The following is a 12,902-nucleotide window of genomic DNA, read 5'->3' on the forward strand; positions in this document are numbered from 1 at the left end:
GGAGAGGTTCTCAAATCTCAGCCAAAAAGATAAAATAATAATTATTAAGTGACAAGAAAGAGTAAGAATACAAGCTTTTCTATATAAAAATTGGTACAATGAAAGCAAATCTTACTAAAGAGGTGTTAATTATGAACTTACAACAATGGGCTGATAAAGGTATGTCCTTTGATACATATGTGAATGAAATGCAAGTAAACCAATACGAGCTACTACACATTTACAATAATTTTTTAATTCCAAATGAATTACTTCCTGTATTAGAAGAACGTCAAAATGATGGCTGGCGTGTTATCGTATTAACTGCTGATTGGTGTGGCGATGCTCTTTTATGCGTACCTGTTATGAAACGAATTTCTGAAGTTGCAAATATTGATATGCGTTTATTAATTCGCGATGAAAACTTAGAATTAATGGATCAATATTTAACAAATGGAACAGCACGTGCGATTCCAATCTTTATTTTCATTGATAAAGATGGAAATGAACAAGCCGTCTTTGGACCACGCGCTCCAAAAGTACAAGAATTAGTAACTTCAATGCGCGCTACATTACCTGAAAAAGAAGATCCAACATTTGAAGAAAAACAAAAAGAAATGTATGCTAATTTCCGTGCTACATTAGCTGATGATACTTCTCTTTGGGAACATGTAATGGAAAACATGATAGAAAAATTAGTAAAATAAAAACCTGCCGAGCTCGGCAGGTTTTTATTTTACATAATGAAGAAATAGAATACCGCAGCTAAAATGAAACGATAATAAGCGAACGGTGTTAGTTTTACACGAGCTAATAATTTTAAGAATGAGACAATTGCAAGCATCGCAACAACGAATGCAGTTACAAATCCTGTTGCAAATAGCGTTACATCTGCCGAGCTTAATACATCCCAGCTTTTAATTAAATCTAATCCAGTTGCAGCTACCATCATCGGTACTGCTAAAATGAACGTATATTCAGCTGCCGCTGTATGCGACACGCGAGCTAATAAACCACCACTTATTGTAGAACCAGAACGAGAAAATCCTGGCCAAAGTGCTAAACATTGGAACATTCCAATTGTAAATGCTTGCTTATATGTGATTTCATCTAACGTTCTTGCTGTACTTGGTTTTGAAAACTTCTCAGCAACAATCATTAAAATACCACCAGCTACTAAACTAATGACAACTGGTCCTGGACCAAATAAAACCTTTTTAATTGCACTATGGAATAATACACCGAGTACCCCGGCAGGAATCATCCCAATAATAATATGTAATAAATTTAACGATGGCCCTTCTTTTACTTTCCCAATTCCAACTAACGACCATAATCGTTTCCAAAATACAACTACAACCGCTAAAATCGATCCCAATTGGATTACAACTTCAAAAACTTTTGCTCTCTCGTCTTCAAATCCAATTAAATGTCCTGTTAAAATCATATGTCCTGTTGATGATACTGGTAGAAACTCTGTTAACCCTTCAACAGCACCCATGATTAAACCAATTAACCAATCAGCCACAAGTAGTGCCTCCTTAATAACAAATAATATGTAATTTTTTCACACCTTATCATAATACCTTATCCCTTTTCAAAGTGCATCCTTTTTTTATTGGCTTCATATGTTGTAGGCGCGTATTTCTTTTCTAATCTTTGATTAAATTGTATGATAGTAAGAGTTTGTTTTTTTATACGGAAAGGGGATTTTATGAAAGAAACTACTTCATTCTCACAAAAGTTAAAGCAATTTGTATTACTATTTTTTCCGATTTTCGTAACGCAAATGTCATTATTTGCGATGAGCTTTTTCGATACAACAATGTCAGGACATGCAAGCCCAGCTGATTTAGCAGGTGTCGCAATTGGAACAAGTATATGGATTCCAGTTAGTACTGGGTTAACAGGAATTTTAATGGCCACGACTCCCATTGTTGCACAGCTCGTTGGATCCAAGAAAAAAGAGGACGTTCCCCACGTTGTCATACAAGCAGTTTATTTAGCAATTTGTGCTAGTTTCGTTGTTATCCTCATCGGTTTCTTCGTCGTTTCACCTATTTTAAACGGCATGCGCTTAGAAGAACCTGTGGAACGTATTGCAGCTCAATTTTTAAGTATTATCGCAATAGGAATTATACCTTTATTCACTTACACGGTTTTACGTGGATTTATTGATGCATTAGGAAAAACTCGAACAACGATGATTATTACATTACTATCATTACCAATTAACGTAATATTAAATTACTTATTAATCTTTGGTAACTTCGGTTTCCCAAAACTTGGTGGTGTTGGAGCGGCAATTGCTTCCACTGCAACATATTGGTGCATTTTAATTATTACAGTCATTATTATTCAGACGAAAGAGCCTTTTGCCTCTTTCAACATTTTCAAACAATTATACCGCCCTTCTCTTTCGAGTTGGACAGCATTCTTAAAGCTTGGCGTCCCTATCGGATTTGCTATCTTTTTTGAAACGAGTATTTTCGCTGCGGTAACGCTTATGATGAGTAATTTTAGTACGACAACTATTGCAGCTCACCAAGCAGCTATGAACTTTGCTTCCTTGTTATATATGACTCCGCTAAGTTTAGCAATGGCAATGACTATTGCGGTCGGATTCGAAGTTGGTGCAAAACGTTTCGATAATGCAAAACAATACGGACTGATTGGAATTGGATTAGCCCTTACCTTTGCTTTATTATATTCGATTCTTCTCTACTTCTTTGATGATCAAATTGCTTCTATTTATACGACAGATGCAAAAGTTCATCATTTAGCAAAAGAATTTCTTATCTTTGCGATTTTATTTCAAATTTCAGATGCAATTGCAACCCCTGTACAAGGAGCTCTGCGTGGTTATAAAGATGTAAATGTCGCTCTAATTATGACTTTAATTGCTTATTGGATAATAGGTCTACCACTAGGTTATATATTAGCAACGTATACAGAATGGGCCGCAAAAGGCTATTGGATCGGTCTTATTATCGGTCTAGCATTTGGCGCTGCCTTCCTACTTATCCGTCTCTTTCAAGTACAACGAAAATATACAACACAAAACAGCCGCTAATAATAAAGCGGCTGTTTTCTTTATGCATATTTTTTCTTGTAACGTATAATATAATGAAAAAGGAAGGTGGGTACATATGGACGACAAAGAAAAAAAGCAATCATTCGATGAAGAATTTGCCCCTGAAATTTCACCTGGATATCGGCAAGATGTACATAAGCCACCTAAATATAAAAACACTTCGTTTTTAATGGGCATTACCATTTTCGCTGCTGTATTACTCATACTTATCATTTTCGTTTATTTTTGATGAAAGGTGGCCTATTATATGAAGAAACAAGATTCCAATCGTTCAAAAAGAACTGTTAAAACACAAAAAGGATATGCAGGAGATTCTGTTCATACCCTTAAACAAGTCGAGCAAGGAAATTTATATATTGCTCAAAAAGAACTTGGTCAACAAAATGAAAATCTTTAAAGGCCCTTTATTCCTTGAGGGCCTTTTTATTCCGCATTAAGTAGTACACACCCCAAAATGTTCTATTGAGCAATGAATTTCCTTTATTGTACGCGCTGCTTTTGTTCTAGCACCATAAATATATTATTAACCTTTACAATTTTCACTTCATAATTCAATTTCATTTCGCTTCTCTTACCATTTTCAGTACCCGCAACGTACGCTACAGCTTGATAAAGAAAACTCTCATCGGTCTCTTCACGTATCTCCTCGTTTGTAAATTTATACTCTAAATCTCGAAAACGATTTGGATAATAATTTCCCATTAATTGTTCATACCCTCTATTTAAAAATAGTTCTTCACCTTTTCGTTTCACATCTTCTTTATTAGTAGACCCAAACACTGATAGTTGCTCGGTCACAAAATGCTCTCCTACCTTTTTCATTTCATTATGAGTTAAATTTTCTATACTTTTGTTCTTTAACTCCTTATTTAACTCGTACTGATCAATCGGTTTAAAGGTAGCAAAAACCTCCTCTTTATATGACCATAACAATATAAAAGCGATACATAGAGAACTGATTAACAGTCTTTTTTTCGTAATACTCCCGCCCTTCTTAATAATGATAGCTATATTTTAACATATAGAAAGAAAATTCTGATATCATAAAGTGGAATAACTTAACTTAGAAACGAGGAACAATTATGGACTCTTACAAACATTATATAAAAGAAGCTTTGCCTAATCTTTCTATACATTCATATAAACAAAATGAAGAAGGATGGGATAATGTAGCAGTTATAGTAAATGATGAGCTATTGTTTCGTTTCCCGCGAAAACAGGAATATGCGATGCGAATTCCGTTAGAAAAAAAACTATGCGCAATTCTCACTCAATCACTACAAGAAATCGAAGTTCCACAATATCACCTAATTTATAAAAATGAATCTGATGAGGTTCCTCTTTGTAGTTACTATACTCTCATTCATGGTGAACCATTAAAAACAGACACAGTTGCCACGCTGGAGGATCCAGAGCTGAAAGCAATTATTACACAATTAGCTACTTTCCTTGCGGTACTACATAGCATTCCTTTACACCAAGTTACAACGCTATGTTTCCCTATTGAAAAAACATGTACCTACTGGAAAGAGCTACAAACAAAATTAAACCAATATCTCACTACTAGCCTTACTTCATTACAGAAACTAGCCTTAAATCGCTTATTTGAAAATTTCTTTGCATGTTTAGCTATATCCACTTTTCAAAACACAATCATTCACACTGATTTTACTCATCATCACATTTTATTTAACAAGCATAACAAAAGTATTTCAGGTGTTATCGATTTTGGTGATGCGCAAATTGGCGATCCTGCTTTTGATTTTGCAGGACTATATTATGATTTCGGACATGAGTTTACTACATCTGTATATGAACAGTACAGTACACTTATTTCTCATCATGATCCATTACTCATTCATCGCATTACTATCTTCTATCAATACAGTCCTTTACTACATAATATTATTTATAACTTTGAGTCAGAGAATAAACTCGAATTCATTACAGGCACAGAACAGCTAAAAACGATATTACAGGGATGAGATTACATTCTCTCCCTATATACTCTCTCCTCATACAACATTAACTTTTTATCCATTTCAACAATGACTTTATACAATTGAAATGCCTGTAAAATTTGCAGTTGAATTTCAAAAGGAGCATTTTGTTCTTTTAACCATTGAAATACTTTCGTTTCATCTTTCATTGATTATTCCTCCCTTTATCCTGCTATTCGCGGGTAGCCCGATTAATGAGGGCTGATAATCAGTGGGGGATTGACAAAACCCCCACTGATTAAAGATTCACTTTATTAAAATCTGCTATAAATATACGGTAAATGATGAAAAGCTTTTCATGTCAACAACAAAAAAGGATGCAAAGTTGCATCCTTTAATGTACGATATTTTTCTTCTGCTCCGCTTCTTTCTTTACTTCTTCCCCTTGGCATTCACTACGAAATGCACAACTTATACACTCAGAACGAAAATGACGCTCTGTATAATGCTCAGGTTGTTGCAACATTTCTTTCATTCTAGATAAATCAGCCATTCCAGTTATAATATCTTCCTGTTTTGGAATGTACTCATACTTAGTTCCTTCTATTAAATTAATAACTTCAATCTTTCCTGGAAGAACGCCGAAAGCTTTATAACTAAATACTGTCATTAGCTTCTGACAAAGAGCAAGCATTTCCTCATCCGCATCGACGACATACTTTTTAATTACAAACGACCCAGCACTCCACTCACCAACTTCAAATGTCAATGACATGTGGACACCTAACTCTTCCATATATGTTTGAAACTTCTCGTATAAAAACAATGGTGGTGTCTGACTATCATCCTTTTCAACAAACTGTAATAAGTGATCCGTTAGCTTAGCTAATACAATATAGTACTCCGTCTTCGAAGCAAACATATTAATCCTTACTTTTTTCCAATACTTTTCTATTAATATTAAAAGTACAATTTTCGTTTGTTGACCCGCAGGTAGCGTGTAATACTCGTTAATAATTTGATTGACAATCATTTGTGCTATTTGTTGCCATTCAAATGAAGAAGGTTCTCTTCTTTTTATATGACGAAAATAAAATTTATGCGGACAACGCATAAAATCATACAAATGATAATCTGTCATCGTTTTGATTGAGATTTTCTCATGCACTTGCTCTTCATCTCCCTTCTGCCATTAAGAAAGGTGTTTTACAAATTCAGCTCCAAACTGTAAACATTTTTCTACATCTTCATCTTCTGGCGTTAATTCTACTTTTAGTCCTTCTAACACAACTGCTGCCCCGCGCTCTTGTAGCTTTTCTATTAAAATGTCAACTGCCACTCCGTATTTCGGATAAGCCGAATCACACGATCCGAATACTGCCGCTTTTTTCCCAGTTAAATCAATAGAATCCATTGCATCATAAAAATCTAAGAAATCATCAGGAAGATCACCATCTCCCCAAGTATATGCACCTAAAATAATTCCATCATACTGTTCTAATATAGAAGCTTCTGGTGAATCCATAATATCAATAACTTCAATTTCATTTTCTGTTTCACGAATTACGCCGGCAATGTGGTCAGCCATTTCCTCTGTATTTCCACTCATACTTGCAAAAATCATTACTAACTTACTCAACTGAACCTCTCCCTTTACTTTGTATCTCTTTTTCTGTTTGAATGCTCTTCTTCTCATCTACATATTCAGACCGAATTACATTTCTTTGCCATTCCATATGCTGATCAACATCTTTATCTTTATTTTTATCTTTTAATCCCCTCCGCAGAAGGTGAAAATTTTTTCTCATTAACATGTCGCATCCATCCTATTGATAATAATTATCAATTTCAACTACTTTTAGATTAATTGACATTGATTATCAATGTCAACAACTATTTTTAAAAAAATGATTAAAATGTACAAGCTTGTCCGTTAGCTATTCATATACTATGAATGAGCATAGTTCTTTCTCAGCCCTCTCTGACGGAAAGAAATAAAAGCAACTGCAATAGAGTGCAGTTGCCTTTTTTTGTTTTTCTATGATTTTAGTAATCTTATAGTCGTCTCTAAAAATAGCTCCACTCCACAAATTAATGCTGATTCATCCACGTCAAATTTCGGATGATGATGTGGATAACAAGTATATATATTTTCATTACCTGTTCCTAATTTAATGAAACAACCGGGTGCTTTTCTTAAATATGCTGAAAAATCTTCCCCACCCATAGAAGGTTCAAGCTTCACAACACGCTCATTCCCAAACAAATGTAGTGCACTTTCTTCTACTATTTTCGTAATATATTCATCATTAATAACCGGATCATATCCATATCGATACGTATATGTATACGATCCTCCATGTGCTTCTGTAATTCCTTTCACAATTTTCTCGATTTTCCCTTCTGCTTCCACCCTCAATGCTTGATTAAATGAACGAACGGTTCCCATTAAAGTTGCTGTACTAGGAATAATATTGTCAGCCGTTCCCCCATGAAATTGTGTAACTGAAATAACCCTTTGCATAAAAGCACTCGTATTTCTTGATACGATATGTTGTAAATTTGTAATAATCTGTGCTCCGATAGCAATAGGGTCTATCGTTTCTTCTGGTCGCGCCGCATGTCCTCCTTTGCCTTGAATTTCAACTGTAAATACGTCTGGTGCCGCCATCATCGGCCCATACACAATTCCTATCTTTCCGCTTTCTAATCCAGACATAACATGTAAACCTATTACATAATCAACACCGTCCATTACACCTGCCTCAACCATTTCTTGTCCCCCACCGGGATACACCTCTTCTGCGTGCTGAAAGAATAGACGAATCTCACCTGCAAAATCTTCCTTTATATTTGATAGCACCTCTGCTGTGCTTAATAAAATAGCTGTGTGAGCATCGTGCCCACATGCATGCATCATTCCTTTATTCACAGATGTATAAGATTTACTTGTCTCCTCTTGAATTGGCAAAGCATCTATATCAGCTCGAATCGCAATTACTTTCCCTTGCTTCACACCTCTTTTAATTGCTAGTACACTATACTTCGTCGGTCTCGTTACTTCAAAAGAAGAAAATGAGCATAATGTATCATATATAAATTGCGAAGTTTCTTTTTCATGAAATGATAATTCCGGATACTTATGGAAGTGCCTTCTCCATTTCACGATATTTTCTTCCGAAATTAGATTCTTCCACACTCTATTCATGATAATTTCCTCCTTTTCAAAAGAACTAGAAATTTAAAAGTTTACTCCGTCTTGAATGATTAATAAAAACAAATACTGTATTTTTACGTATTCTTATAGTCCACTTTTATGTATTCACACAATCCACTTTCTATTTACATGTCAAACCCATTACAAATTCATGCTGAATGTAATATAATTGCTAAGTTAGGGATTTTCTTTTTTAGTATTTAGTGCTAATATCAAAAAAGAGCCTTTTGACTTATTTTTACCTAAAATGTGGGATTTTGTTTTTTTCACAATAATGTAGGACATGATACCTACAAAGAGCTATTATTTCATTAAGAGAGGGAAAGACATGGAAAGATTAAAAGAGATATGGTCTCGACCACTCACACAATGGGTTGCAAAGACGGTTTATTATCTTGCAATTTTATTTGCATTACTTTGGTTGTATGGATTCCATGATACAAACACAAGTACATTTATTTACAATGAATTCTAGGGTGGGAACGTTATGAAGTTATTAGAACAAATTGAAAAGTGGGCTGCAGAAACGCCTGATCAAACCGCTTTTGTTTGGCGAGATGCGAAAATTACGTACAAACAATTAAAGGAAGATTCTGATGCGTTGGCACATTGGATTTCTTCTGAGTATCCAGACGATCGTTCACCAATTATGGTGTATGGCCATATGCAACCTGAAATGATTGTTAACTTTTTAGGATGTGTAAAAGCTGGACATGCTTACATTCCTGTAGATTTATCTATCCCAGCTGATCGTGTACAACGTATTGCTGAAAATTCTGGTGCGAAATTACTTTTATCGGCAACAGCAGTAACTGTAACTGATTTACCAGTTCGCATCGTAAGTGAAGACAACTTAAAAGATATTTTCTTTACTCATAAAGGGAACACTCCAAATCCTGAACATGCGGTAAAAGGTGATGAGAACTTCTACATTATTTACACATCAGGAAGCACAGGTAATCCGAAAGGGGTTCAGATTACTTATAACTGCCTTGTTAGCTTTACAAAATGGGCTGTAGAAGATTTCAACTTACAAACAGGGCAAGTATTCTTAAATCAAGCACCTTTCTCATTCGATTTATCTGTAATGGATATTTACCCATCATTAGTAACAGGTGGTACACTTTGGGCAATCGATAAAGATATGATTGCGCGTCCAAAAGACTTGTTTGCTTCTTTAGAGCAATCGGATATTCAAGTATGGACTTCGACACCTTCTTTCGCTGAAATGTGTTTAATGGAAGCATCCTTCTCTGAAAGTATGCTACCGAACATGAAAACATTCTTATTCTGCGGTGAAGTGTTACCAAATGAAGTGGCTAGAAAATTAATTGAGCGTTTCCCAAAAGCAACAATTATGAATACTTACGGTCCAACAGAAGCTACTGTCGCTGTAACAGGTATTCACGTTACAGAAGAAGTGCTTAATCAATACAAATCACTTCCAGTTGGCTATTGTAAATCAGACTGTCGCCTTCTTATTATGAAAGAAGATGGCACGATTGCACCTGATGGTGAAAAAGGTGAAATCGTAATTGTCGGTCCAAGCGTAAGCGTTGGATATTTAGGAAGCCCTGAATTAACAGAAAAAGCATTTACTATGATTGACGGTGAGCGCGCCTATAAAACAGGCGATGCTGGCTATGTTGAAAATGGTCTTCTATTCTATAATGGTCGTCTTGATTTCCAAATTAAGTTGCATGGTTATCGAATGGAATTAGAAGAAATTGAGCATCACCTTCGTGCGTGTTCTTACGTAGAAGGAGCAGTTATCGTTCCAATTAAAAAAGGTGAGAAATACGATTATTTATTAGCGGTTGTTGTTCCTGGGGAGCATTCGTTTGAAAAAGAATTCAAATTAACATCTGCAATCAAAAAAGAACTCAATGAGCGATTACCAAACTACATGATTCCACGTAAATTCATGTATCAATCTTCTATTCCAATGACACCAAATGGAAAGGTAGATCGCAAAAAATTATTGAGTGAGGTTACAGCATGACCGCATATGGATCATTTTATTTTTTCGCTATAGTGGGCATTTTATTAATACCTACTATCATAGCTGGATTAAAAGGTAAAATGTTGCGTAAATATAATGCCGTTTTAACATTAGTCATGCTTGCTATTATCTTCTCAGATAAACCAAAGCAAGCAATGATGTTAGCCGCATTTATTATTTGGCAATATGCCCTAATTAAAGGCTATTTAATTTTAAGAAAACAAAATAATAGTACATTCACATTTTGCATAGCTGTTATTTTATCGATTTTGCCTCTTATTTTGGCAAAAATCGCACCATTTGCATCGTTACTACCTGAGTTAAAACTTGTTGTTTTTCTAGGTATATCTTACGTAACATTCAGAGCAGTTCAAATGGTATTTGAAGTTCGTGATGGTTTAATTAAAGAGCTTTCTTTCTTTAACTTCTGGGAATTCGTTTTATTTTTCCCTGCGATTTCAACAGGACCTATCGATCGTTACCGTAGATTCCAAAAAGATATTCAAAAGCCACCTAGCGCTGAAGAATATCAAAATTTACTATATACAGGACTAAATCGTATTTTCCAAGGTTTCTTGTATAAATTTATTATTGCTTACTTAATAAAGCAATATTGTATGGATCCAGCATTCGCTCAACACGATACAATCTTTTCAAATATGATTTACATGTATAGCTATAGCTTATATCTATTCTTTGATTTTGCTGGTTATAGCTCTTTTGTAATTGGTGTAAGTTATATGATGGGAATTAAAACGCCAGAAAACTTTAATAAGCCATTCCTTAGTCGTAATATTAAAGACTTCTGGAACCGCTGGCACATGAGTTTATCATTCTGGTTCCGTGACTTCATCTACATGCGTTTCGTATTTTTTGCAACGAAGAAAAAGTTAATTAAGAACCGTTACACAATTTCGTATATCGGTGCATTTTTAAACTTCTTCATTATGGGAATTTGGCATATCCAAGGAAGCGCTGTTGCGCAGTATATTATTTATGGTCTATATCATGCCGCACTGTTTATTTTATTCGATATTTTCGAACGAAAAAACAAGAAGCATAAATTTTGGCCAAACAATAAATTCACACGCATCCTTGCGATTGTAATTACGTTCCACATTGTATGTTTCGGTTTCCTAATCTTCTCTGGACACCTTAACAGATACTTTTAATGCACCCTTCTTATTCCATTAAGAAGTTGCACATATAATATATTTCGGATATAAAGGAGATTTTAAAAATGGCAGAATTCAAAGAGCAAGTATTAGATATTTTAGAAGAAGTATGTGAAAACGATATTGTGAAAGAAAACTTAGATGTTCAATTATTTGAAGAAGGTATTCTTGATTCTTTTGCTGTAGTATCTTTATTAGTTGAATTCCAAGAGCGTTTAGATATTGAAGTTTCTATTTCTGATTTTGACCGTGACGAGTGGGCTACACCAAACATGGTTATTAAAAAGTTGGAAGAAATCCGATGAACAAAGCAAAATTTGGTCCGATGCTTTTAGCATTGGCCCTTTTTGCTGTATTCTTACTTATTCCAACGCGCTTCCTACTTCCACTTTTAAGTGATGAAAAAGTAGAACAAGCTGCCACTTCTTTAAAAGAAGAAAAAATTCAAAGTATGATTTTACAGCAAAAGATGTTAGCAGATCCAAAATATCTTCCGATGTACGGTTCATCGGAATTCGCACGTATGGATGCTTTCCATCCATCTAATTATTTTAAAGTAAAGCCTGAAGGGTTTACACCATTCCTTCTTGGACGCGGCGGAACACAAGACCTTGTACATGTGTTAAACTTTGCATCTACAATGGATCAATTGAAAGATAAGAAAATGGTATTCGTTCTTTCTCCGCAATGGTTTGTACCACAAGGTATTGATGAAACGCACTTTGCACCTAACTTTTCAAAACAACAAGGTTACCACTTCATTTTCAACAATGATTTAAAACCTGAAATGAAAAAACAAATTGCAAAGCGTTTATTAAACTTTGAGATTGTAAAAAAAGAAACTTTATTAAAAATCTCGCTTGAAGGTATCGCTTATGATGATACGAAGTATAAAGTAAAAGCAATTGCTGCTAAACCTTTCGCTTATATTTACCGTAACATTTTAGATCGTAAAGATTTATTTACAGCTATGTTTAATATTAAACCGCACAAAGAGAAGCTCGATCCTTCATTAAAACAAATGAACTGGGAAGAAGCTCGTAAACATGCGGATCAAACAGGTGCAGCAGAATCTGGATCTAATCAATATGGTATCGAAGATGGTTACTTCAATAGCAAAATTAAGAAAAAATTAAAGCAACGTGAAGGTTACTTAAAAAATGATGCTTACGACCAATCGCCAGAATATGAAGATTTACAAATTGTACTTGATTTATTAAAACAATCTGGTGCAAAACCACTCTTCATTTCTGTTCCTGTCAAAGGTCCTTGGTACGACTACGCTGGCTTCCCGAAAGAACGCCGCGAAGCATACTATAAGAAAGTTCATGAGCAAATTGAAAAAGCTGGTTATCCAATTGCCGACTTCTCAAATCATGAATATGATAAATACTTCTTAAAAGATCATATGCACTTAGGTTGGAAAGGCTGGGTTTACATCGACGAAGCCATCCAACAATTTTATAAAGCAAACTAGTGAAAAGACCGCTTGAAT

At 34.8% G+C, this 12,902-nt stretch carries 17 protein-coding genes; 10 read left to right on the plus strand and 7 right to left on the minus strand.

Annotated elements, in window-relative coordinates; genetic code table 11:
* Positions 1-98: 98 nt before the first annotated feature.
* The gene (locus ACS2CR_RS02475) at positions 99-686 is read left to right on the plus strand and encodes a thioredoxin family protein (protein WP_001999429.1); all 588 of its coding nucleotides are present in this window, start codon (positions 99-101) and stop codon (positions 684-686) included.
* Between the two features lie 29 nt (positions 687-715).
* Here the strand turns inward: ACS2CR_RS02475 and uppP are convergent, their stop codons facing one another.
* Positions 716-1,507 (minus strand): bacitracin resistance undecaprenyl-diphosphatase, encoded by a 792-nt coding sequence (gene uppP, locus ACS2CR_RS02480; protein WP_000796264.1) that lies wholly within the window; start codon positions 1,505-1,507, stop codon positions 716-718.
* A gap of 186 nt (positions 1,508-1,693) precedes the next feature.
* Between uppP and ACS2CR_RS02485 the strand changes: the two genes are divergently transcribed.
* The 3 genes from ACS2CR_RS02485 to ACS2CR_RS02495 all read left to right on the plus strand — a co-directional run bounded on the left by ACS2CR_RS02485 (position 1,694) and on the right by ACS2CR_RS02495 (position 3,470).
* Positions 1,694-3,052 (plus strand): MATE family efflux transporter, encoded by a 1,359-nt coding sequence (locus tag ACS2CR_RS02485; RefSeq protein ID WP_053513486.1) that lies wholly within the window; start codon positions 1,694-1,696, stop codon positions 3,050-3,052.
* A 76-nt stretch (positions 3,053-3,128) separates the two neighbouring features.
* Positions 3,129-3,302: a hypothetical protein gene (locus tag ACS2CR_RS02490; RefSeq protein ID WP_000341062.1), complete on the plus strand. Its 174-nt coding sequence runs from the start codon at positions 3,129-3,131 to the stop codon at positions 3,300-3,302.
* A gap of 18 nt (positions 3,303-3,320) precedes the next feature.
* Positions 3,321-3,470: a hypothetical protein gene (locus tag ACS2CR_RS02495; RefSeq protein ID WP_000743742.1), complete on the plus strand. Its 150-nt coding sequence runs from the start codon at positions 3,321-3,323 to the stop codon at positions 3,468-3,470.
* Between the two features lie 83 nt (positions 3,471-3,553).
* On the opposite strand, the gene ACS2CR_RS02500 is transcribed toward ACS2CR_RS02495, so the two are convergent.
* Positions 3,554-4,072 carry a hypothetical protein gene (locus ACS2CR_RS02500; protein ID WP_000715262.1) on the minus strand — a complete coding sequence of 173 codons (519 nt, stop codon included), beginning with the start codon at positions 4,070-4,072 and terminating at the stop codon, positions 3,554-3,556.
* An 83-nt stretch (positions 4,073-4,155) separates the two neighbouring features.
* Between ACS2CR_RS02500 and ACS2CR_RS02505 the strand changes: the two genes are divergently transcribed.
* The gene (locus tag ACS2CR_RS02505; protein ID WP_053513483.1) at positions 4,156-5,058 is read left to right on the plus strand and encodes an aminoglycoside phosphotransferase family protein; all 903 of its coding nucleotides are present in this window, start codon (positions 4,156-4,158) and stop codon (positions 5,056-5,058) included.
* A gap of 2 nt (positions 5,059-5,060) precedes the next feature.
* Here the strand turns inward: ACS2CR_RS02505 and ACS2CR_RS02510 are convergent, their stop codons facing one another.
* From ACS2CR_RS02510 to amaA, 5 genes are all read right to left on the minus strand, one after another.
* Positions 5,061-5,222, minus strand: a complete 162-nt coding sequence (locus ACS2CR_RS02510; RefSeq protein WP_000651084.1) for a hypothetical protein — start codon at positions 5,220-5,222, stop codon at positions 5,061-5,063.
* 185 nt (positions 5,223-5,407) lie between these two features.
* Positions 5,408-6,181, minus strand: coding sequence for a hypothetical protein (locus ACS2CR_RS02515; protein ID WP_000544577.1), 774 nt, complete (start codon positions 6,179-6,181; stop codon positions 5,408-5,410).
* A 24-nt stretch (positions 6,182-6,205) separates the two neighbouring features.
* A complete protein-coding gene (locus tag ACS2CR_RS02520; RefSeq protein WP_000041153.1) occupies positions 6,206-6,652 on the minus strand; it encodes a flavodoxin in 447 nt (148 codons plus the stop codon).
* Entirely contained in the window at positions 6,645-6,827 is a 183-nt protein-coding gene (locus ACS2CR_RS02525) for a hypothetical protein (protein ID WP_000929021.1), read from the minus strand. The genes ACS2CR_RS02520 and ACS2CR_RS02525 overlap by 8 nt, the downstream gene beginning before the upstream one ends.
* 224 nt (positions 6,828-7,051) lie before the next feature.
* Positions 7,052-8,221 carry an N-acyl-aliphatic-L-amino acid amidohydrolase gene (amaA, locus tag ACS2CR_RS02530; RefSeq protein WP_001082787.1) on the minus strand — a complete coding sequence of 390 codons (1,170 nt, stop codon included), beginning with the start codon at positions 8,219-8,221 and terminating at the stop codon, positions 7,052-7,054.
* A gap of 337 nt (positions 8,222-8,558) precedes the next feature.
* Here amaA and ACS2CR_RS02535 point away from each other — a divergent pair, with 337 nt between their 5' ends.
* The 5 genes from ACS2CR_RS02535 to dltD all read left to right on the plus strand — a co-directional run bounded on the left by ACS2CR_RS02535 (position 8,559) and on the right by dltD (position 12,884).
* Positions 8,559-8,705, plus strand: a complete 147-nt coding sequence (locus ACS2CR_RS02535) for a teichoic acid D-Ala incorporation-associated protein DltX (protein WP_000440293.1) — start codon at positions 8,559-8,561, stop codon at positions 8,703-8,705.
* A gap of 12 nt (positions 8,706-8,717) precedes the next feature.
* Entirely contained in the window at positions 8,718-10,232 is a 1,515-nt protein-coding gene (gene dltA / locus ACS2CR_RS02540; RefSeq protein WP_000770512.1) for a D-alanine--poly(phosphoribitol) ligase subunit DltA, read from the plus strand.
* Entirely contained in the window at positions 10,229-11,404 is a 1,176-nt protein-coding gene (gene dltB, locus ACS2CR_RS02545; protein WP_000127953.1) for a D-alanyl-lipoteichoic acid biosynthesis protein DltB, read from the plus strand. Before dltA ends, dltB begins: the two co-directional genes overlap by 4 nt.
* Before the next feature lie 68 nt (positions 11,405-11,472).
* Positions 11,473-11,712 carry a D-alanine--poly(phosphoribitol) ligase subunit DltC gene (dltC, locus tag ACS2CR_RS02550; RefSeq protein WP_000807310.1) on the plus strand — a complete coding sequence of 80 codons (240 nt, stop codon included), beginning with the start codon at positions 11,473-11,475 and terminating at the stop codon, positions 11,710-11,712.
* Positions 11,709-12,884 carry a D-alanyl-lipoteichoic acid biosynthesis protein DltD gene (gene dltD, locus ACS2CR_RS02555; RefSeq protein WP_053513481.1) on the plus strand — a complete coding sequence of 392 codons (1,176 nt, stop codon included), beginning with the start codon at positions 11,709-11,711 and terminating at the stop codon, positions 12,882-12,884. Before dltC ends, dltD begins: the two co-directional genes overlap by 4 nt.
* Positions 12,885-12,902 lie beyond the last annotated feature (18 nt).

The sequence above is a fragment of the Bacillus cereus group sp. BceL291 genome, assembly GCF_051776705.1.
Classification (GTDB): Bacteria; Bacillota; Bacilli; order Bacillales; family Bacillaceae_G; genus Bacillus_A; species Bacillus_A cereus.